The organism is Burkholderia sp. BCC1977 (assembly GCF_905339595.1).
In the GTDB taxonomy this organism is placed as follows: domain Bacteria; phylum Pseudomonadota; class Gammaproteobacteria; order Burkholderiales; family Burkholderiaceae; genus Burkholderia.
In genome coordinates, this window is sequence record NZ_CAJPGQ010000014.1 from 94,948 (window position 1) to 116,103 (window position 21,156).

The window sequence follows — 21,156 nt, forward strand, 5'->3', positions numbered from 1 at the left end:
ACGGCGCCGGGGCGCCGTCCTTCGTCTTCACGCTTTCGATCCTCATGAAAATTTCCCGATCCCTTTCCACCGTCGAAGTCCATACCGGCGGCGAAGCGTTCCGCATCGTCACGAGCGGGTTGCCGCGCCTGCCCGGCGACACGATCGTCCAGCGCCGTGCCTGGCTCAAGGACAACGCCGACGAGATCCGCCGCGCGCTGATGTTCGAGCCGCGCGGCCATGCCGACATGTACGGCGGCTACCTGACCGAGCCGGTGTCGCCGAACGCGGATTTCGGCGTGATCTTCCTGCATAACGAAGGCTACAGCGACCATTGCGGGCACGGCGTGATCGCGCTGTCGACCGCCGCGGTCGAGCTCGGCTGGGTGCAGCGCACGGTGCCGGAGACGCGCGTCGGCATCGACGCGCCGTGCGGTTTCATCGAGGCGTTCGTGCAATGGGACGGCGAGCACGCGGGGCCGGTGCGCTTCGTCAACGTGCCGTCGTTCATCTGGCAGCGCGACGTGTCGGTCGACACGCCGTCGTTCGGCACCGTGACCGGCGACATCGCGTACGGCGGCGCGTTCTATTTCTACGTCGACGGCGCGCCGTTCGACCTGCCGGTGCGCGAAGCGGCGGTGGAAAAGCTGATCCGCTTCGGCGCTGAAGTGAAGGCCGCCGCGAACGCGAAATATCCGGTCGTGCATCCGGAAATTCCGGAAATCAACCATATCTACGGCACGATCATCGCGAACGCGCCGCGCCATCCGGGCTCGACGCAGGCGAACTGCTGCGTGTTCGCGGATCGCGAGGTCGACCGCTCGCCGACCGGCTCCGGCACCGGCGGCCGCGTCGCGCAGCTGTACCAGCGCGGCCTGCTCGCGGCCGGCGACACGCTCGTCAACGAATCGATCGTCGGCACGGTGTTCAAGGGCCGCGTGCTGCGCGAGACGACGGTGGGCGACATCCCGGCCGTGATCCCGGAAGTGGAGGGCAGCGCGCACATCTGCGGGTTCGCGAACTGGATCGTCGACGAGCGCGATCCGCTGACCTACGGTTTTCTCGTGCGCTGAACGCCGGCGCACGGCATCCGGTTGTACCAGGCTTGGCGCGCGGTCCCGTTGCGGGGCGCGCGCCTTTTTTTGTTGTAAAAATGCGCGATCGGACGCCCTTTTTGCGCGCCCGGGACGCCCGCCGGCCGGTGCGCCGCGCGAGTTTTGGTACGATGCAGCCTTTCCAGCCGATCCCCCACCCGCGTGAATCGCCGAAACGTGTCGTCAGTGCGTGACCTCTGTGCCAAATGGGTCGCGCGCGCCCAACCCGTCGCGGCCGCTGCCGCCGTGCCCGTCAAGCGTGTCCTGGCCATCGCCTGGCACCATCTTCGTCATCCCACGCGCCGCGGCGTGCTGCGTGCCGCCGCCGCCGTGCCGGCGCTGTTCCTGCTGTACGTGCTGGTGCTGATTCCGTTCACGCCGAGCATCGGCGACATCCGCAAGGCGCGCGTCGACCAGCCCGCGCAGGTGCTGTCCGCCGACGGCAAGGTGCTGGCGGAATTCAAGCCGTCGAACCGCGAATGGGTGTCGCTCAAGCAGATTTCGCCGCACATGGTCGACGCGCTGATCGCGACCGAGGACCATCGCTTCTACGAGCACCACGGCCTTGACTGGAAGCGCACGGCGTCGGCCGCGCTCCATACGTTCTCGGGCAGCCGCCAGGGCGGTTCGACGATCACGCAGCAGCTCGCGCGCAACCTGTATCCGGACGAGATCGGCCGCGCGCCGACGCTCACGCGCAAGGTGAAGGAGGCGATCACCGCGCTGAAGATCGAGGCCGTGTACAGCAAGGACCAGATCCTCGAGACCTACCTGAACACGGTGCCGTTCCTGTACAACGCGTACGGCGTCGAGATGGCCGCGCGCACCTATTTCGACAAGTCGGCCGACGCGCTCGACGTGCTCGACAGCGCGACGCTCGTCGGGATGCTGAAGGGCAACAGCTACTACAACCCGGTGCTGAACCCCGAGCGCGCGCTGCAGCGGCGCAACACGGTGCTCGGCCAGATGGTGAAGTACGGCAAGCTGTCGCCGGCGCAGTTCGCGCAGCTGCAGCGCCGGCCGTTGCGCATCGACTTCGAGCGCCAGAAGGAACCGCCGGGGCCCGCGCCGCACTTCGCGCAGCAACTGCGCAAATGGCTGATCGGCTGGGCCGACCGCAACGATTACAACATCTACTCGGACGGGCTGATCGTGCGCACCACGATCGATGCGCGACTGCAGCAGATGGCGACCCAGGCGCTGACGCTGCAGGCGAACCAGCTGCAGGGCATCGCGAACAACGCCTGGAGCGGCCGCGACGGCTGCGGCACCGACAACGAGGTGTTCCGCACCTTCATGCGCGAGTCGCCCGAGTACAAGGCCGCGCAGGATGCCGGCAAGAACGATGCGGCCGCGATGAAGCAGCTCGCCGCCGACCGCGGTTTCATGCGCGCGCTGTGCAAGACGAAGACCGACGTGCAGGCCGGCTTCGTCGCGATCGATCCGCGCGACGGGCAGATCCGCGCGTGGGTCGGCAGCCGCGACTTCACGAACGAGCCGTTCGATCATGTCGCGCAGGCACGGCGCCAGCCGGGTTCCACGTTCAAGCCGTTCGTCTATGGCGTCGCGTTCGCGAACGGGATGAAGCCGGACGACACGTTCATCGACCAGGCGGTCGAGATTCCGCTGAAGGGCGGCGAGATCTGGCGGCCGAACGACGACGTGCCGCCGTCGGGTAAGCCGATGACGCTGCGCGACGCGGTCGCGCTGTCGCGCAACCGGATCACCGCGCAGGTGATGGAGAAGGTCGGTCCGTCGGCCGTCGCGCGGCTCGCGCGCGACATGGGCGTGCGCGAAAGCCCGCTCGAGCGCGTGCCGTCGCTCGCGCTCGGCACGAGCCCCGTGACGCTCAAGGAAATGGTCGCGTCGTACGCGACCATCGCGAACGGCGGGCTGTACGTCGAGCCGCAGATGGTGACGCGCATCGAGAACCGCCAGGGCGACGTGCTCGCCGAATACGCGCCGGCGCCGCCCGAGCGCGCGCTCGACACCGAAACCGACAAGACGCTGCTCGGCGTGATGCGCGACGTCGTGACGCGCGGCACCGGCAGCAGCATCCGCACGCGCTTCGGGATTCGCGGCGACGTGGCCGGCAAGACCGGAACCACGCAGGACAACGCGGACGGCTGGTTCATCCTGATGCAGCCCGGGCTGGTGGCCGGCGCGTGGGTCGGCTTCGACGACGGCCGCGTGACGCTGCGCAGCGACTACTGGGGGCAAGGCGCGCACAGCGCGCTGCCGATCGTCGGCGACTTTTTCCAGCGCGCGCAACGCGCCCGGATCGTCGATACGAAGCTGAAATTCGATACCGAACCGTCGCCCGGCTGGTTCGCGTCGGTGCGCGAACGGGTGACGGACCTGTTCGACGGATGGTTCAGGCCCGAGCCGAAGCAGGCGCCGGCGCCCGTCAGGACGCAGCGTATCGAGCGTCAGCCGGAGGCGGACGCAGCCGCGGCGTCGGCCGCGTCTGCCGCGTCGGCCCCCGAGGCGGCATCCGGCGGCATCGTCGAGGAATGGGTGCCGGCGTCCGAGGTGGCGGCTTCGGCCGCTGCGTTGTCGGCGGGCGCGTCGCAACCGCAGGCCGTGCCGCCGCCGGCGGCGGGAGGCAGCGCGACGAGCCCGGGTAACACGGGCGGGGGCCTCGGCTCCGCACCGGCCGCCGCGCCTTCGGCTGCGCCGGCTCCGGCCCCGGCGCCGGCACCGGGTTCACCCGACGCGACCCGCGGTGCGGAGTAACGAGCCGTTCAGAATTCGCGCGATGCTGCCGTAATAACGTTGTCACGACAGCTCGCGCGGTCGCTCCGCGCTTCTCCGATGCCGCTCATCATCGATCACGTCGCGCTCACGCGCGATGACGTCTCCGCCGGCGTCCCGCTCGGCTTCGATCTCTACGATGCCGGCGGTGCCGCGCTGCTGCCCGCCGGCACGACGCTGCGCGATCCCGCGCAGCACGACTTCCTGTTCGATCACTTCCGGCCCGTCCGTCGACGCGACGCCGCCGCGCCCACCCCGCCGGTGCACGACGCCGCGCCGGCGGCCACGGGCATGGGGCTGTCGGCCGGCGCGGCGATCGGCATCCGACGGCGGGTCGGCGGGACCCGCGTGCTGCAGCGCTGCCGGTTGATCGGAGTCGGCGCATCGGGCGCGCTGTTCGTCGAGCCGCAGCCGGCCGTCGTGCTCGATTTCGCCCGCGGCGACGACGTCGAGGCGGTCGCGATCGGCCGCTCGGCGGTGTCGCGCTTCGGTGCGACGGTCGAAGCGGTGCAAAAAACGGGCGCCGCGCCGTTCATGGTGCTTTCGCCGCCGGGCTTCGTCGATCGGTTGCGCACGCGCGCGGAGCCGCGCGTGCCGGTGCGGATCGCGGCCTGCTGCACGGGCGGGCGGGCTCAGGTCGACGGCATCGGAATCGTGCACGATCTCAGCCTGAACGGCCTGTCGATCACGCTCGACCGGCCGCTCGCGGCGGCCGGCGAGCCGTTGCGCGTGCAACTGCCATACACGGACGGAGACCGTATCGCATTGCTGACGCTCGACAGCACGGTGCGCGCGGTGCACGCCGATCCGGCGACACCGGGCTGGACGCTTCATCACGCGGCTTTCACCGAAATCGCCGCCGCCGACCGGATTTGCCTCAAGGCGTTGCTGTTCGACCTGTCGGTGGGGGCCGTGGAGGCCGATCGGGTCCGGTGATGTTTCGGACGGGCAATCGCGGCAGCCGCAGGGGGCGGATGCCCAGGCCCGATGGCCTGTCCGCCCAGGCTGGGCATGCCCGAAGCGGGTCGCAGCACGATTGAGTGCGGATGCGATCATAATCATCTGATGATTCAGCCGAATGCGCCGCAATTGTACGGATTCGGTCAACAGAGAATTAGCGATTTAAGTATTTACCCTGATAGCCGAGCCGCCTAGACTTTCACTCATGCGCAACGACTACCGAGTCCGAAGCGCCTGACAAAACAATCTGGAGGTAACGCATCATGAAATCGCTGATCAAGGCAGTTGCACTGGCCGCTCTGGTGGCCGCACCGGTCGTTTCGTTCGCCCAATCGAACCAGCAGCCGCTGACGCGCGCGCAAGTGCGTGCCGAGCTGGTCCAGCTCGAAAAGGCCGGCTACAACCCGAACGACTGGATCAACTATCCGGAAAACATCCAGGCCGCACAGGCCAAGATCGCCGCGGCACAGAACACCGGTGCGCAGGCTGACGCAACGGGCTACGGCTCGAACCCGGTCGCGACGTCGCAGTCGGGCCAGCGCGTGACCGTGCCGGCGGTAGCCGACCGCTCGTCGGTGTACTTCGGTCACTAAGCCGGTGGACACCCGCGACGGGTGTCCCGGAAGTGGCTTCCCCGAAACCCGCGCACGACACTCGTGCGCGGGTTTTTCATTTCCACGGCCTCGAATGAGAAGGGGCGCGCGCCGTGCAGCCGTTCGCCATCACGAGCGGGCGTCCGCGTGGTGGGCACGGCTCGCGAGCACGGCAGCGACACCGCCGAGGATCGCGGCCGACGCGAGCGCGAGCCGCCAGGTCGGCTGTTCCGACAAAAACAGCACGGCGCCGCATGCGGCGATCGGCGGCACGGACAACTGGACCGCCGCGGCGCGCATCGCCGTCAGGTGCCGCAGCGCGGCATACCAGATCACGTAACCGATGCCCGACGTCAGTGCGCCGGAAAGCAACGCGAGCGCGGCGCCGGCCGGCGTCAGGTGAATGCGGGCGGCGAGCGCGGCGCTCAAGGCGAGTGCCATCGGCGCGGCCCGCAGGAAATTGCCGGCGGTCGCGGCGACCGGATCGGCCGGTCGACGGCCCCGTATCGAATAGATGCCCCACGCGACGCCGGCGGCCGTCATCAGCGCAGCGCCGCTCGGCGACGGTGCGGCCAGCCCCGGCGAGACGAGGTACAGCAGCCCGCCCAGCGCCGCGCCGAATCCGGCCCAGCCCGCGGGAGCGAACCGTTCGCCGGCGCGCCATCCAGCCGCGAACATCGTCAGTTGCACCGCGCCGAACAGGATCAGTGCGCCGGTCGCGGCGCTGACGGTCAGGTAGGCGAACGAGAAGCACGCGACATACGCGAACAGCATCGCCGCCGCGGGCCAGTCCGCTGGCTGGGCGGGCCGCCGCGCACCGGCGCGCGCGACGATCGCGAGCATCAGCGCGCCCGACACGAGGCGCAGGCTGCCGAAGCTGGCCGCATCGATCCGTCCGCCCTGCAGCGCGAGCCGGCACAGCAGCGAATTCGATGCAAACGCAAGCATCGCGACCGACGTCAGCGCGGCGACGCGCACGCCGGGACGCACGTGCGACGCGAATGCAGAGGCGGGCGGGCGCATCGCGGGCCTCACGCGTGACCGGCAACGATCAGCACGGCCGCGCCGAACAGCGCGACGCCGAGCGGCGCGGTGAGTTGCCGCCCCCACACGGCGTTCTTTTCGACGGCCATCAGCGCGGCAAGCGACAGCATCCAGCCGAGACTGCCGGCGCCGACGACGAACATCAGCAGCATCAGCGCCCAGCAGCACCCGACGCAGAAGAGTCCGTGACTGGCGCCCAGCGCGAACGCGTGCCGCAACGGCGTGCGGCCGCGCCAGCGGCCGATCACGAAACCGAGCGGCGTGCGGCACCGGTCGAGACAGCGCGCCTTCAGCCCGCTGAACTGAAACGCGCCGGCGAGCGCGAAGACGGCCGCGCCGATCAGCCAGCCGCGCCACGCAAGCGCCGGCACGTGCGCGATGCCCGTCAGCAGCAGCGTGTGCAGGCCGTGTGCGACGAGACCGAAGCCGCTCCACGCAGCCACGTAACCGAGGCCGACGAGTGCGAGCAGCCATGCCCGGTCGGGGCGGTCCGAGACGACGCGCGCGAACGTGTCGAACAGCGACAGCGTCGTCGGCAGCATCATCGCGAGGATCATCAGCGTCCAGGCCGCCGCGTCGAACACGGCCGGCAGCCACCACGCACCGCCCGGCAGCGCGCGGCACAGCGTGCTGAACGGCAAGGACGCCGCGTCGTCGCCGTGCGCGAGATAGCGTCCGTACGGGCTGCGCGTCCACGCCCACAGCGTGACCCAGGCGAACCCGACGAGACTCGCGAGCACGAACGGAAACAGGCGCCGGTGCAGCCGCGCGGCCATGATCGTTCAGGCGCGATCGCGCTTCACGCGTCGAACATGAACGTACTCTGCAGCGCGTTGTGATCCTTCAGATCGACGTCGATGCCGATCGCCGCGTTCTTCGACCGGTAGACGGGGGCCTTGCCGACGAACACGGGCGCGCCGGGCACCGTCGAGAACACGGTGTCGGTCAGCGTCGTCTGCGCGCCGCTCGGACCGAGATACGGCTCGAGTTCCGCGTGGTAGTCGGTGCCGATCGACAGCGTGCCGCGGGCGCCGACGACATCGAACCGGATCGGCGCACGCTCGACCGATACCACCTTGCCGATCAGTTTCGCGAGCTCGGCGATCGGGCCGCCGGCCTGGCCGGTATAGACCTTGAGCAGCGCCTGCTCCTGCGCGTCGGACGCCGTGTCGCTGACGTAGATCGCGGCCGTCCAGTTGCCTTGCAGGATGTTGCCGGGCACGCGACATACCGCGGCGATCGTGTTGCCGCCGACGTCGATGCCGTCGACGGTGCCCTGGTCGACATGCCATGCGACGATGGTGTCGCAGACGCCGAAATCCGGATCCTCGCCGATCCAGCACGGGCACAGTACACGACAGTTGCAGACCTCGAGCAGACGGCCTTCCAGGTGATAGCTCATGATTTCCTCCAGGTGAGCGACGGCGCTTGCGCGTTGTGCCGGGCGGAGGAAACCGGCTGACGAAACGTCAGGCCCGCTCGGTGTCGCGAACGCGAAATGCGCTGAAGAATGCGGCGGAAGCGAAGACGGGATGCGTGCGATAGCGAGCCTGAACGGCGTACTGATTTCTCAGTGTAGGCGTGCGGGGCCGATATGCAAGGCGCCGGCTGACAACCGTCCGCACGTGCGCTAGCATCGCGGACGGTGTCGCCGCGCGCCGAGGCGCGGCAGGGCAACCGGCACCGGGTTCCACGAATTCAACGAACAACAAACCAGGAGCATCCATGCGTGTCTTGACCGGTCTGCTGTGCGGCGCGCTGGCGCTGACGGCGAACGTTGCCCATGCGCAGGCGAATTGTGCGGACGCGACGGATCAGGCGGCGCTGACGGCGTGTGCCGATCGCGCGTACAAGAAATCCGACGCGGAGCTGAACCGCACCTACCAGGCGGTTACCGCGCGGCTGCGCGATGCGAAGCCGCTCGCCGAGAGGCTCGTAAACGCGCAGCGCGCGTGGATCGCCTACCGCGATGCCGAATGCAGCTTCTCCAGCGCGAACGCCGAAGGCGGCAGCGTGCATCCGATGGTCGTGTCGACCTGCCTCGACGATCTGACCAAGACGCGCAACGAGACGTTGAAGGGTTACCTGTCCTGCGAGGAAGGCGATCTGGCCTGCCCGGTGCCGGCGAAGTAACGGCTGAGCAACGGCTGAGCGGCGCCTGAGCAGCGTCAGGCCGGCCTGCGCGTCGCGCGGCCGGCGCGGTTCGCCGTTCCGGTGGCCTAGACGTCGTCGGTTTCGTCGAGCAGCTTGTGCCGCATCGCGTAGCGGACCAGCGCCGCTTCGTGCGGCATCTGCATCTTTTCCAGGATCCGGGTCTTGTACGTGCTGACCGTCTTTGCGCTGACGCACAGCGCCTGCGCGATCTCGGTCAGCGTCTGCCCGGCGGCGATCCGGCGGAACACGTCGAACTCGCGATCGGACAGACGCTGGTGCGGCAGCGTCTCGGCCGGCTCGTTCAGGCTCTGCGCGAACTGCTCGGCCATCGCGAGGCTCACGTAGACGCCGCCCGAGGCAACCTTGGTCACCGCGCCGACCAGTTCGGCGCTCGCGCTTTCCTTGGTCAGATAGCCCGATGCACCGGCGCGGAACGCGCGCACCGCGTATTGCTGTTCCGCGTGCATGGTCAGCACGAGCACGCGCAGCGCGGGCTTCTCGTCCTTGATCTGCTTGATCAGTTCGACGCCGTTGCGGCCCGGCATCGACAGGTCGAGCACCAGCACCTGCGCGGGTGTCGAACGCACGAGCGCGATCGTCGACGCGCCGTCGCACGCTTCGCCGGCCACTTCGAAACCGGTGGCGTTCTGGAGAATGTGCCGCAGACCGTCGCGCACGAGCGTATGGTCGTCGGCGATGAGCACCTTGATCATGTGAGGGTGGTTTCCTGTTGAACGGTGCCGAGCGGGAAGGCGACGGTGATCGAGAAACCGCGCGCGAGCGCGGTGTCGATCGTCACGCTGCCGCCCAGCATGTGTGCGCGTTCGCGAATGCCGATCAGGCCGAACGATTTGTCCTCGTGGGCGCTGCCGCCCGGTGCCGCGCCGCGGCCGTTGTCCGCGACGCGCAGCACGCAGAAGCCGTCCTCGATGTCGAGCCGCAGTGCGACGCGCGTCGCATCCGCATGGCGCGCGACGTTCGTCAGCGCTTCCTGGACGATCCGGAACAGGGTAGTCGCCCCCGCGCTGGTGAACGTGAGCCCGCCCGTTTCGATGTGGCGTTCGACGTCGATGCCGTAGCGATTCGTGAAGTCGTTCGCCAGCCACTCGATCGCGGGGACGAGGCCGAGATCGTCGAGCATCACGGGGCGCAGGTCGGCCGCGATGCGCCGTACCGATGCGACGGTCGCGTCGATCAGCCGGCGCATGCCCTGCAGGTGCGACAGCACGTCGGAGCCGGGTTGCGCATGGCCCGGCGCGCGCAGTTGCTGCTCGACGACCGACAGGTCCATCTTCAGCGCGGTGAGTTGCTGGCCGAGGTCGTCGTGCAGCTCGCGCGCGATGCGGGTCTTTTCCTCTTCGCGCACGTTCTGCAGGTTCGCCGACAGTTCGCGCAGCTCCTCCCGCGACTGCTTCAGCGCATTCTCGGCGCGCTGCCGCTCGGTGATGTCGCGCAGCATCACCGTATAGAGCTTGCCCGACGCATCGCGGATCTGCGAGATCGACGCCTCGATCGGGAATTCCTCGCCGTTGCCGCGCAGCCCGAACAGCACCCGCTGGCGGCCCATCTGCCGCTCGGACACGCCCGTCACGCCGAACTGGTCGACGTGCTTCGCATGCGCGGCACGAAACCGCTCGGGGATGAAGCGCGACAGCGGCGCGCCGATCGCCTCCATCGCCGACACGCCGAATACCTGTTCGGCCATCGGGTTGAAGATCACGACCGTCTGCTTCTCGTCGATCGTGATGATCGCTTCCATCGACGAACGGATGATGCCCATCATCCGCGCCTCGTTCAGGATGCCGCGGCTGCTGGCGCCGGTATCGGCGGTGCCGGCGCGGCCGCGCAGCAGCGCATGGACGAGCACCGCGAACGCGAACGACGCGATCAGCCCCGCGGCGAGCACCGTGCCGGCCGCGCGCTGCGCGCCGGTCGCGCTCGGGCGGCCGTCCGCGGAATAGGCGAGCGTCAGCACGGTTCCGCCGAAATTCAACTGGTCGGTGCGCCGCAGCAGGTCGGGCGAGGCGGAGGCCTCGTCGGTCGTCGTCTCGGCACTCGCGATCGGGTGCGGATCGTCGCCGGCGCTCATCCGCAGGTCGAGCCCGCGTTCCGCGTCGAGCGCGCGTTCGACCAGGCGATTCGGGCTCACTTCCGCGAACAGCACGCCGTCGGCGCCGATGTCATGGGCGCCGGCCAGCGCGACGGCCATGCGCGACGAAGCCGTCGCGGGTACGAAAAGCGTGAGGGTGCGCGCATCGCGGGACGTATCGTCGTCGGCCGGATGGATGCCGAGCGCGACATCGCCGGTCCGCAGCGCGCGCGCCAGCGGTGCCTGATCCGGCACGCCGAAGCGCACGCCGGCCGAGTTCGACACCGGAGCAACGAGCGTGCTCACCGCGAGCGGGCCGGCCGGCATCGGCGCGTGGCCGGCGAGGGCGCTGCGGGTCGCGGGCGACAGCGGGGCATAGCCGAGCTGGCGGATCGGCGAACGCCCGCTGTCGAGGTCGAGCGTGTCGGCATACCGGCGCCATTGCTCGGGTGTCATCTGCGGCGCGAGCGCGAACGCGCCGCGCGCGCTTTCGAGCACGGCGACGCTGGCTTGCAGCTCGTGGCGCAGCATCGCCGTCACGTGCGTCGTGCGGCGTTCGAAGCGCGTATGGACGGCGCCTTGCCACTGCTCGCGAACGAGCAGCGCGACGCAGAGCGACAGCGCCGCGCCAGCGAACAGCGTAACGACGCCGGCCGCGAGCGGCTGGCGTAACATGGTCTGGAAACGCGTGGGCCCTCGGGCGTCACGCGACGGGGTTCCACTGGCGGTCATTCGATGGCCATTCTGGTGTCGGGGCCGCCCGTGGCACTCGGGCAGCGCGGCAAAACCGGGAAAAACTCGCACCGGCCGCGTGCGACGTCTATTTTCAATATGAAATTGTGCGCGTTTTACAGGTTTTTTGTAATAGGGTCAGCCAAAAATGAGATAGCCGGGCGAGGCAGCGGGCGTCCCGGCCGCATTTGACGCGCGTCAACGGGCGCGTCGGCACGTGGGGCAGACTGTTCGGCAGGCGAGCCGGCATCGGGCCGGCTTGCGGTGACGGGTACGTCGTTTGCGCGATGCGCGACGGGTGCCCGGTCGGAGGGTGGACCATGTACAAGCGGATTTTCGTCGGGCTCGATGGCAGCCCGAGTGCGCGTCTCGCGCTGAACGAGGCGATCCGGATCGCGGCGGCATCCGGCGGCGAGGTCACGTGCGCGTATGTCGTCGAGCACCGGCCGCAGCTCGTCGACGTCGATGCGGGCTTTGCGGCCGAACGAGACGGCGACGCGGCGGCAACCGATGCGGCGACGCCCGTGCTCGACGACGCCAAAGCGGCGCTCGCGCAGCGGCACGTGCCGGGCACCGTGCGCGCGCTCGACGCGTACGGCGAGGATATCGCCGTGGTGCTGATGCGCACGGCGGCCGAGGCCGGCGCCGATCTGATCGTGATGGGGACGAGCGGGCGGCACGGCCTGCGCCGGCTGCTGCTCGGCAGTGTCGCGGAATCGCTGCTGCGCGCGGCCGACCGGCCCGTGCTGCTGGTGCGGCACGACGAGCCGGCCGCGGCGGCCACCGCGTGACGGGGCGGTGCGGCGCCGAGGTGTGAGCGGCGGTGGGCAGGGGGCGGTTGCGCGCAGGCTGGCACGATGACCGGTGCCGCGGTGCGTCCGTTGCATCGATCGCATCAATCGACGTGCCGCGCGGACGGTGCGCCGCTACGGCGTTGTCGCGTAGCGCCGGTTGCATCGTGGCCCGCACTTCTGGCAGCATCGACCGGTGTTCGCTTCATCGCCGCGCGCGGGTGCCGCGCGCGATTCAGTCGCCGCGTGCATGGCCGCGGCGATCGACGCAGCGGCACGCGACGTCGGCCGATCGCATCGTCGATCGAGCCAGGCCGTGCGTCGTGTGTCCGGTTCACTCATTCACCGACGTCATCCGCCATGCCGATCTCCGCCGCCGACCTGATTCACCAGTTCGATCTGCAACCGCACCCCGAGGGCGGCTATTTCCGGGAAACCTACCGCGCGGCCGATACGGTCGTGCGTCCGGCCGACGGCGCGCCGCGCGCCGCGTCGACCGCGATCTACTACCTGTTGTGCGACGGCGCGTATTCGTCGTGGCACCGGATCCGTTCCGACGAGGTCTGGCATTTCTACGCGGGCGATCCGCTCGAGGTGTGGGTGCTCGACGAGCACGACGGCCTGACGATCCACCGGCTCGGCAACCCGCTCACGCATCCGGGCACCGTGTTCCAGGCCGTCGTGCCGGCCGGACGCTGGTTCGGTGCGCGCTGCGCGTCGCCGGAGCACGTCGCGCTCGTCGGTTGCACGGTCGCGCCCGGGTTCGAGTTTGCGGAATTCGAGCTCGCGGACGCGACGGCGCTGGCCGCCGCGTTCCCCGAGTACGCGGAATACGTGGCGGGGCTCGCGCAGCGCCCCGACGCGTGAGCGTGCCGGCCGCCACGCCGGCCGTCCCGCGCCGCCTCCGGCGGCAGCCGTTCCGCGCGGTCCCGGCCAAACCCGTTTAGAATGCACGGTGGTGCAGGATCGGCCGCGGACGTGCCGCGGCGGTCGCTGCCAGCCGTATCGACGGCCGCCCCCGTCGCACGGTCCGCATGTCTTCCAGGAGCGCCGCCGTGTGGCACTTTCCCATTGCGATTCCCTCGTCGCTCGGCCCGTGGGCCGTGTTCGCGAGCGTACTGATCACGCAGCTCGGCGTGCCGGTGCCGGCCGTGCCGATGCTGATTCTCGGCGGTACGATGGCGGCGATGGGGCAGGCGTCCTGGGTAAGCATGTTCGCGGCGGCGATCGGCGCGACGATGCTCGCCGATTCGCTGTGGTTCTTCATGGGCCGCACGCGCGGCCGGCGCCTGCTGAACGGGCTCGTGCGATTCTCGCTGTCGCTCGACACCACGCTGCGCTTCGCGCGCAATGTGTTCGAAAGATACGGCGCACCGCTGCTCGTCCTCTCCAAATTCCTGCCGGGCCTCGGTCTCGTGTCGGCGCCGCTGCTCGGCACGACCGCGATCGGCATCGGCGTGTTCCTGTTCTGGGATCTGGCCGGCGCGTCGCTGTGGGCCGCGTTCTGGCTGATCGGCGGCGCGGCCGTGCATGACCAGATCGTCCAGTTCGTGCTGTGGGTCCGCGCGAGCGGCGGCACGATCCTCGACGCGTTCCTCGCGATCTTCATCACGTTCGTGCTGTACCGCTGGGTGCGCCGCGTGCAGTTCCGCCGCTACCTCGCGCAGGTGCGCATTTCCCCGCCGCAGCTCGTCGAAATGATGACGTCGAACGAACCGCCGCTGATCTTCGATGCGCGGCCGCGCGCGATTCGCGAACGCGAGCCGTTCCGGATTGCCGGTGCGGTGCCGGTCGATCTCGATTCGCCGGACCTGCTGGATCCGGAACTGCTGAAGCGGCCGATCGTCGTGTATTGCGTGTGCCCGAACGAGGCCACGGCCAAGCGCCTGATCGGGAAGATGCAGCGCAAGAAGATGCTCCACAACATCAAGGCGCTGAAGGGCGGCCTCGACGCGTGGGAGAAGCACGGCTATCCGGTCGAGCCGCTGCCGGCCGACCTCGATGCGTCGCGGTATTTCGTGCGGCCGGACCACGGCACCGCGCTCGAAGGCGAATATACGGTGCGCGCGACGCTGTCGAAATAAAGCGTGCGCGGGATTCCGCGCACGTTCCGATTCCGCCGCCGATTTCACGCTTCTCATTCGCGTGAAAACCGGCTGGCGCGAAACGTCTGATTATTCTTATAATCCCGCCTGCATATTGCGTGCGCTTGATTGCGCACATTCGACGCGCGTTCGTTCGCGCCGAAAGCGATTGATCCCGTTGCCGCCCGCCACGTGCACAGCCGCGTCGCACGGGCCGCACGGGCGTATTCCGTGAAAGGCCCGATCCGTTTTCCGGATTGTTCCGGAAAATGTCGATAATCAACGGCAATTCCAATCGGAGTGACGCGGTATCCGCAACGTTTTTCATCCGGAAAACGGCGGCGGGGATTTTTCGTTTTCGGTTTGCCGGTATCGGCATGAACGGTCGCGCATTGACATCGACAATGACGGCGGCCCGTTCGCGGCTGCCAGGAGACGGACTTGAAACAACCAGAAGACCAGCTGCACCGCGCGCTGGAAGAGCGGCACATCAACCTGATGGCGCTCGGCGCGACGATCGGCGTCGGCCTGTTCCTCGGCTCGGCCACCGCGATCCGCACGGCCGGCCCCGCCATCCTGCTGACCTACCTGCTGGGCGGCATCGCGATTTTCCTGATCATGCGCGCGCTCGGCGAAATGGCGATCACCAATCCGGTCGCGGGCGCCTTCAGCCGCTATGCGCGCGACTACCTCGGCCCGCTCGCGGGCTACCTGACCGGCTGGACCTACTGGTTCGTGTGGATCGTCACCTGCATGGCGGAAATCACCGCGGTCGGCGTCTACATGCACATGTGGTTCCCCGGCGTGCCGAACTGGATCTGGGCGCTCGCGGCGCTCACGGCGATGGGCGCGGTGAACTTCATCGCGGTCAAGCTGTACGGCGAATTCGAGTTCTGGTTCGCGTTGATCAAGATCGTCACGATCGTGCTGATGATCATCGGCGGCGGGCTCATGATCGCGTTCGGCATCGGTAACGGCGGCGTCGCGACGGGCATCTCGAACCTGTGGGCCCATGGCGGCTTCATGCCGAACGGCATCGACGGCGTGATCGGCGCGCTGCCGATCGTGATGTTCGCGTATCTCGGCGTCGAAATGCTCGGCCTTACGGCCGGCGAGGCGCGCAACCCGGAGAAATCGCTGACGAAGGCGGTGAACTCGGTGTTCTGGCGCGTGCTGATCTTCTACATCGGCGCGCTGTTCGTGATCATGTCGCTCTATCCGTGGGATCAGATCGGCACGCAGGGCAGCCCGTTCGTGATGACGTTCTCGCGGCTCGGGATCCCGGCTGCCGCCGGCATCATCAACTTCGTCGTGCTGACCGCTGCGCTGTCGTCGTGCAACAGCGGCCTGTTCAGCACCGCGCGGATGCTCTACAACCTCGCGCAGCAGGGCCAGGCGCCGGCCATGCTGGGTCGCGTGAACCGCCACGGTGTGCCGGTGTACGGCGTGGCCGTGTCGGTCGCGCTGCTGCTGATCGGCGTGCTGCTCAACTATCTCGCGCCGCAGCACGTGTTCACGTGGCTGACGTCGGTGTCGACGTTCGGCGCGATCTGGACCTGGTGCGTGATCCTGATCGCGCAGATGCGCTTTCGCCGCACGCTGTCGGCCGACAAGATCGCGCGCCTGCCGATCCGCGTGCCGTTCTATCCGCTCGGCTCGTTCGTCGCGCTCGGGTTTCTGGCGCTGGTCGTCGTGCTGATGGCGTTCACGCCGGACACGCGCGTCGCGCTCGTGATCGGCCCGGTGTGGATCGTGCTGCTCGGTATCGCATACGCGGTGTTCTATGCGAACCGCGCGGGCGCGCCCGCATCGACCAAGTCGTAAGCAAACCGGCCGAAGGTCGAAAGTCGAAAGTCGCCGCGCCGCGCGCCGTACCTGCGCGCGCGGCACGGCGCGCCCCGCACGGGTATTGATCGCGATCATGCACGTGCGGGCCGGACGACATATGCTGTCTGAATCGCTTGTCCGCGCTTCGCGTGGCCGTCCGCCGATTCCCGCGACCGCGTCGGTCGCGGGTCCGTCCGCCGCACGCCGCCGCCCGCGCGAAGCTCCGGTCGTCGTCCGCGACGACGCGTCCGCAAGGAGGCCTTCGCCATGCAATCCACCCCGACCATCCCGCCGCTCGCGCGGATCTCGCTGGCCGTCGACCTGACGCCGGAGTCGCTGTCCGCCGCGCGCTACACGCGCGCGCTGCTGCGTCCCGGCATGCAGGTGCGCATCGTCTGCGCGATCGACAATCCGCGTCTCGTGCTGCCCGACATCCCGCGTGTCGACGCGCTGCTGACGTCGGCGCGCGAAGACATGGCGCGCGAAGCACAGGCGGCGCTCGAGCGCATCGCCGCACTGTATGCCGGCAGCGGCGCGACGATCGAGCAGGTGATCATCGATACCGCGGTCACGGGCGGCACGGTGGCCGATGCGCTCGCGAACGACACGTCGGCCTGGCGCGCCGACGTGCTCGTGGTCGGCGCCAATCCGCACCATGGGCTGCTGCGGCTCGTCGAGGGTGCGGTGTCCGACACGCTGGCCGCGCGCGCACGCTGCGCGCTGCTGATCGTGCCCGCCGACTATGCGCGGCCATCGGAAGGGCCGCTGCAGCGCCTGATGTTCGCGGTCGACGGCAGCGAGCCGTCGCTGCACGCGGTGCGTGTCGGGCTCGGCTTCGCGGTGCCGACGACGCTGCTGTACGCGGCCTACGTCGTCGATCGCGCGGTTCGTCTGACGGATCTCGTGCCGGTGCGCGCGCTCGAGGATGCCTACCGCGCGGAGGGCGAGGATGCGCTTTCGCGGATCGGCCCGCTGTTCCATGCAACGGGGAACCCGACCAAACGCGGCGTCGTCGAAACCCGTCCGACCAGCGACGACGTCGCCCATGCGCTGATGCGCGACGCGGTGCACTGGCATGCGGAACTGCTGGTGGTCGGCACGCACGGGCGGCGCGGCATCGCCGCCTGGCTGATCGGCAGCGTCGCGCGCCGGGTCGCGCATCTCGCACAGGTACCGGTGCTGCTCGTGCGCGACGCGGCATGAAGATCGCGCCGTGACGGGGCCGAAGCGGCCTTTCGTTGATCTGCATCAGAAACGCCTTGAGCGAAGCGTGAGACTGTCACACAGCATCCGTCCTGGCGAAGGTGCCTGTCGTCCGGACACGACGCCGCGATTCGACACGTTTCGACACGTTGGCCCGGAACCGCGCGAACCGGCGGGTGTCCGACGCTGTTGCGATTCAACCGATTTCCAGAGCCGTGCCGCGCAGCGCGTGGCGCATTGGCCGATCAAGAACTCTCTGGCACGAGGGTAGGCAGCCGGCGGCTGCCTTGGACAACGGGCGGGGTGCATCGCACCCCGTCCGCTTTCCTGGCCCCGTGCAGCCTCTTTTCCTCGCAGGTATTGTCTTCGTCGATGTTGCCGTGTGGAACGGCGCGTGACGCACGCGATCGCGCGATGGCGAATCGGTGTGGATGGCGGCATCCGATGCGCTGTCGCGCGCGCTCGGCGCGCGGCGGCCGGTGCCGGATGGGTGACGCGACCGTCGCCGCCGTCACGCGGCTGCGTGCGGCGCCGGCTGCGTCCAGGCCGTTACGCGGCGCGCGGCGCTCGCAGGTCGTGCCGGCGGTAGGCGCCGCGGCAGACGCGGGCGCGGCGACGCACGCCATGCAGATGGCCGCGTCCGCCCGGCGTGCGATTGCGCAGCCTCGGCCAGCCGGGGCGCGTCTTGCGGCGCGGCCTCACGACGGCCGGTGCGTCGGCGCCGGCCCGCGCGCAGAGGGCCGCGGCGAACCGCTGCAACGCGAGCACCGACCCCGCGACGCTCTGGTATTTTTCGCGGCCGATCTGCCCGTCGAGCGTGACGAGCAAGCCCGATTCGCGCGCGAGCGCGAGCAAACTGTCGAGATCCTCTGGCGGACGGAGTGCGCCCGGCACGGCGGGCGCGGACAGCATGCGCGCGCGCCGCTGTCCGTCCCGCATCGGGAAATTGCGAGATGTCATGATGGGTCTCCCTGCGCCCGACCCCGCGCGCCGGCTCGATGGCCGGCTGAGCGATGACCGGGTATGAACGCATCGTTCATGACATCAGTATCCACCGGAGAGACCGCGCTGCCAATCGGCGCGTGCCGAAGTCGCTGTCAGACATTGCGTGCGAGGTATCGGAATCCGCTGACACGCGGGGCCGACGAGCGGCGGCTGCTGCGCGCGGCGAGCCCGCGCGTGATGCCCGGCGCCCCGGTTCGGTGCATTCGAACCGACGAATCGCGGCCGGCGCGTGTCGCTTGACGCAGGATTTCGGCCGGTCTAAGTTTCCCAATGCATCGGCGTTGCGCGGCGGTTGATCGTCCGCGCGAACGGCGGTGCCGCGCCTCGGGGTGGCGTGGCAATCCTTCCAGTCGTTCGCGGGCATGTGCGCCGCGAATCCTGCGCACGGGCCGATCCAGCGACGGATCGGCGCGGCGGCACGCAAGGTGCCGTTGATCGCGCGCAAACACGCTTCGGCGCATCGTACGCCGGGCGGCCGTCCAGCCTCTAATCTTCCGGTAGCGTCATTTTTTCCTTTCGTTCCTCGACCGTCAGGAGCCCGTCGATGTCACAGGACAATCTGCTTGATGCTTTGAAGGCCGTCGCCCAACAGCGCGCGATCGGTGCCGACCAGTTGCGCACGATGCTCGACGACGAAGTCCGTGCGTTGTCGTCCGATGCCCGCGTGCACGACTACATCCACGTGTTCGCGATCCGCCACCTGCGCGAACGGATGCGCAGACAGGACGAACTCGAGCGCGACACATCGGCCAGTACGCCGCAGAAGGAGCCGGATACGAGTACCGGCCACCGTCTGTAAGGGGCGATCGGCGCGACCGGCGCCGGCGGCGCCTCGTGACAGCGGCAGGTCCGTGACCGCCGCGCGTGCCTCCGGCACGGGCAACCGCTGCACGCATGCGCACCGGCAACGCGCTTGCGCGCCGGCCGCGCCGCTATTCATCCGTTTAATCGAATTGACACAACGGCCTCAAGTAAGCGGCGCGAATGCCGTTTACCCGGTGAAATCGTCCACCGGGCGTTCGCGCTCCCTTACCGAGTCGTTGCCATGTTCTCGTCCATCCGCACCCGCATACTCGCCGCGTGCGTCGCCATCGTCGTATTCGCGCTCGTCGCCACCACGCTGATCAATTATTTCATCGCGCACGCGTACAACGACGACGCGATCGACCGCAACCTGAGATCCGTCGCGAGCGGCCACGTGGTCGGCATCGGCGACTGGGTCGCGACCCGGAGCCGGATGATCGCGTCGCTGCAGGACGCCGCGCTGTCGCCCGATCCGCTGCCGGTGTTCAAGCAGATGGCCACGGCCGGCGGCTTCACGAACGTCTATGCGGGCTACGCGGACAAGGTATTCCATTTCTCCGACCCGACCGGCATCCCGCCCGACTACGACCCGACCGGCCGGCCGTGGTACAAGCAGGCCGCGCAGGCCGGCAAGCCGGTCGTCACGCCGCCGTACGTCGATGCGGGCACCGGCAACCTGGTCGTCACGTTCGCGGTGCCGATCCTGCGCGACGGTGCGCTGAAGGGCGTCGTCGCCGCCGACGTCGCGATGGACAGCGTGATCGCGAACGTGAAGTCGATCCACCCGACGCCCGCGAGCTTCGGGATGTTGATCGACAGCAGCGGCCACGTCGTCGCGCATCCCGACGCGAAGCTCACGCTGAAGCCGGTCGCCGACGTGTCGCCCGAGCTCGGCGGCATGAGCGCCGCGTCGCTGGCCTCGGCTGCCGCGCCGGTCGAGGTGCGCGTCGGCGGCGACGCGAAGCTGGTGCGCGCACAGGCCGTGCCGGGCACCGACTGGTACGGGCTGGTCCTCCTCGACAAATCGGAAGCGACGGCCGGGATGCGCTCGCTGCTGACTGCTTCGCTGATCACGCTGGTGGTGATCGTCGGCGTCGCGTCGCTGATCGTCGGCGCGATCACCACGACCGCGTTCCGCCGCCTGTCGCAGGTGCGCCAGGCGATGGCGTCGATCGGCTCGGGCACGGGCGACCTCACGCAGCGCCTGCCGGCCGACGGCCGCGACGAGGTGGCCGACATCGCGCGCTCGTTCAACAGCTTCGTCGACAAGCTGAACGACGTGATGCGGCAGATCCGCGACGCGAGCGAATCGGTGCGCACCGCCGCGAACGAAATCGCCGCGGGCAACCAGGACCTGTCGTCGCGCACCGAATCGGCGGCGGCGAGCCTCGAGGAAACGGCCGCGTCGATGGAAGAGATCACCGCCACGGTCGGCCAGTCGGCGGCCGCCGCGGGCCAGGCCGACGAACGCGCGGCCGCGGCGTCGCGGATCGCGTCGCACGGCGGCGTGGTCGTGTCGGACGTCGTGTCGACCATGGAGAAGATCGAGGAAGCATCGGGCCGGATCGGCGACATCATCGGCGTGATCGACGGGATTGCGTTCCAGACCAACATCCTTGCGCTGAACGCGGCCGTGGAAGCGGCCCGTGCCGGCGAGCAGGGCCGTGGCTTCGCGGTCGTCGCGCAGGAAGTGCGCAGCCTCGCGCAACGCAGCGCGCAGGCCGCACGCGAGGTGAAGGTGCTGGTCGAATCGACGGTGGCGAGCGTGTCGGCCGGGTCGGGGCAGGTGCGCCAGGCCGGCGACACGATGCGCGAGATCGTGTCGAACGTCGCCAACGTGACGACGATCATCTCCGAGATCACGCACGCGGCGAACGAGCAGACGCGCGGCATCCAGGAAGTGAACCGCGCGGTCACCCAGCTCGACGAAATGGTGCAGCAGAACGCGGCGCTCGTCGAACAGTCGACCGCGGCCGCGACCGCGCTGCAGACCCAGGCGAACGCGCTCGCAACCACGGTCGGGCAGTTCAAGGTCGCCTGACC

The 21,156-nt window shown here is 69.1% G+C and carries 18 protein-coding genes; 12 read left to right on the forward strand and 6 right to left on the reverse strand.

The features are described from left to right. Positions 1–44: 44 nt before the first annotated feature. The 4 genes from lhpH (at position 45) to U5771_RS14505 (ending at position 5,380) form a co-directional block, all read left to right on the forward strand. Positions 45–1,052, forward strand: coding sequence for a trans-3-hydroxy-L-proline dehydratase (gene lhpH / locus U5771_RS14490; RefSeq protein ID WP_322024614.1), 1,008 nt, complete (start codon positions 45–47; stop codon positions 1,050–1,052). A 198-nt stretch (positions 1,053–1,250) separates the two neighbouring features. After that, positions 1,251–3,809 carry a penicillin-binding protein 1A gene (locus U5771_RS14495; RefSeq protein WP_322024615.1) on the forward strand — a complete coding sequence of 853 codons (2,559 nt, stop codon included), beginning with the start codon at positions 1,251–1,253 and terminating at the stop codon, positions 3,807–3,809. Positions 3,810–3,887: 78 nt separating this feature from the next. After that, positions 3,888–4,763 (forward strand): PilZ domain-containing protein, encoded by an 876-nt coding sequence (locus U5771_RS14500; protein WP_322024616.1) that lies wholly within the window; start codon positions 3,888–3,890, stop codon positions 4,761–4,763. A 287-nt stretch (positions 4,764–5,050) separates the two neighbouring features. Next, on the forward strand, positions 5,051–5,380 hold the full coding sequence (locus U5771_RS14505) for a DUF4148 domain-containing protein (protein ID WP_322024617.1): 330 nt from the start codon (positions 5,051–5,053) through the stop codon (positions 5,378–5,380). 129 nt (positions 5,381–5,509) lie between these two features. On the opposite strand, the gene U5771_RS14510 is transcribed toward U5771_RS14505, so the two are convergent. From U5771_RS14510 to U5771_RS14520, 3 genes are read right to left on the reverse strand one after another with little or no spacing between them, the layout of a single operon-like run. Continuing rightward, positions 5,510–6,403: a DMT family transporter gene (locus U5771_RS14510; protein WP_322024618.1), complete on the reverse strand. Its 894-nt coding sequence runs from the start codon at positions 6,401–6,403 to the stop codon at positions 5,510–5,512. An 8-nt stretch (positions 6,404–6,411) separates the two neighbouring features. Next, the gene (locus tag U5771_RS14515) at positions 6,412–7,200 is read right to left on the reverse strand and encodes a DUF2182 domain-containing protein (RefSeq protein ID WP_322024619.1); all 789 of its coding nucleotides are present in this window, start codon (positions 7,198–7,200) and stop codon (positions 6,412–6,414) included. Positions 7,201–7,223: 23 nt separating this feature from the next. After that, entirely contained in the window at positions 7,224–7,826 is a 603-nt protein-coding gene (locus U5771_RS14520) for a DUF1326 domain-containing protein (RefSeq protein ID WP_322024620.1), read from the reverse strand. Between the two features lie 323 nt (positions 7,827–8,149). On the opposite strand from U5771_RS14520, the gene U5771_RS14525 reads away from it, so the two are divergent. Further along, positions 8,150–8,557, forward strand: coding sequence for a lysozyme inhibitor LprI family protein (locus U5771_RS14525; RefSeq protein ID WP_322024621.1), 408 nt, complete (start codon positions 8,150–8,152; stop codon positions 8,555–8,557). Between the two features lie 86 nt (positions 8,558–8,643). Here U5771_RS14525 and U5771_RS14530 read toward each other — a convergent pair whose 3' ends face one another. Together U5771_RS14530 and U5771_RS14535 are read right to left on the reverse strand one after the other, a co-directional pair. Beyond that, entirely contained in the window at positions 8,644–9,291 is a 648-nt protein-coding gene (locus tag U5771_RS14530; RefSeq protein WP_322024622.1) for a response regulator transcription factor, read from the reverse strand. Next, entirely contained in the window at positions 9,288–11,399 is a 2,112-nt protein-coding gene (locus U5771_RS14535; RefSeq protein WP_322024623.1) for a PAS domain S-box protein, read from the reverse strand. Before U5771_RS14535 ends, U5771_RS14530 begins: the two co-directional genes overlap by 4 nt. 320 nt (positions 11,400–11,719) lie before the next feature. On the opposite strand from U5771_RS14535, the gene U5771_RS14540 reads away from it, so the two are divergent. The 5 genes from U5771_RS14540 (at position 11,720) to U5771_RS14560 (ending at position 17,304) form a co-directional block, all read left to right on the forward strand. After that, positions 11,720–12,190 (forward strand): universal stress protein, encoded by a 471-nt coding sequence (locus U5771_RS14540; protein ID WP_322024624.1) that lies wholly within the window; start codon positions 11,720–11,722, stop codon positions 12,188–12,190. 360 nt (positions 12,191–12,550) lie between these two features. After that, positions 12,551–13,057 carry a cupin domain-containing protein gene (locus U5771_RS14545; protein WP_011658785.1) on the forward strand — a complete coding sequence of 169 codons (507 nt, stop codon included), beginning with the start codon at positions 12,551–12,553 and terminating at the stop codon, positions 13,055–13,057. A gap of 188 nt (positions 13,058–13,245) precedes the next feature. Beyond that, positions 13,246–14,274, forward strand: a complete 1,029-nt coding sequence (locus U5771_RS14550) for a DedA family protein/thiosulfate sulfurtransferase GlpE (RefSeq protein ID WP_322024625.1) — start codon at positions 13,246–13,248, stop codon at positions 14,272–14,274. A gap of 441 nt (positions 14,275–14,715) precedes the next feature. Beyond that, on the forward strand, positions 14,716–16,098 hold the full coding sequence (locus tag U5771_RS14555) for an amino acid permease (protein WP_322024626.1): 1,383 nt from the start codon (positions 14,716–14,718) through the stop codon (positions 16,096–16,098). A 270-nt stretch (positions 16,099–16,368) separates the two neighbouring features. Next, positions 16,369–17,304: a universal stress protein gene (locus U5771_RS14560; RefSeq protein ID WP_322024627.1), complete on the forward strand. Its 936-nt coding sequence runs from the start codon at positions 16,369–16,371 to the stop codon at positions 17,302–17,304. A gap of 549 nt (positions 17,305–17,853) precedes the next feature. On the opposite strand, the gene U5771_RS14565 is transcribed toward U5771_RS14560, so the two are convergent. Next, positions 17,854–18,264: a hypothetical protein gene (locus tag U5771_RS14565; RefSeq protein WP_322024628.1), complete on the reverse strand. Its 411-nt coding sequence runs from the start codon at positions 18,262–18,264 to the stop codon at positions 17,854–17,856. A 589-nt stretch (positions 18,265–18,853) separates the two neighbouring features. On the opposite strand from U5771_RS14565, the gene U5771_RS14570 reads away from it, so the two are divergent. Together U5771_RS14570 and U5771_RS14575 are read left to right on the forward strand one after the other, a co-directional pair. Continuing rightward, positions 18,854–19,108 (forward strand): DUF3562 domain-containing protein, encoded by a 255-nt coding sequence (locus tag U5771_RS14570; protein ID WP_322024629.1) that lies wholly within the window; start codon positions 18,854–18,856, stop codon positions 19,106–19,108. Positions 19,109–19,354: 246 nt separating this feature from the next. After that, positions 19,355–21,154: a methyl-accepting chemotaxis protein gene (locus tag U5771_RS14575; protein WP_322024630.1), complete on the forward strand. Its 1,800-nt coding sequence runs from the start codon at positions 19,355–19,357 to the stop codon at positions 21,152–21,154. Positions 21,155–21,156: the final 2 nt, after the last annotated feature.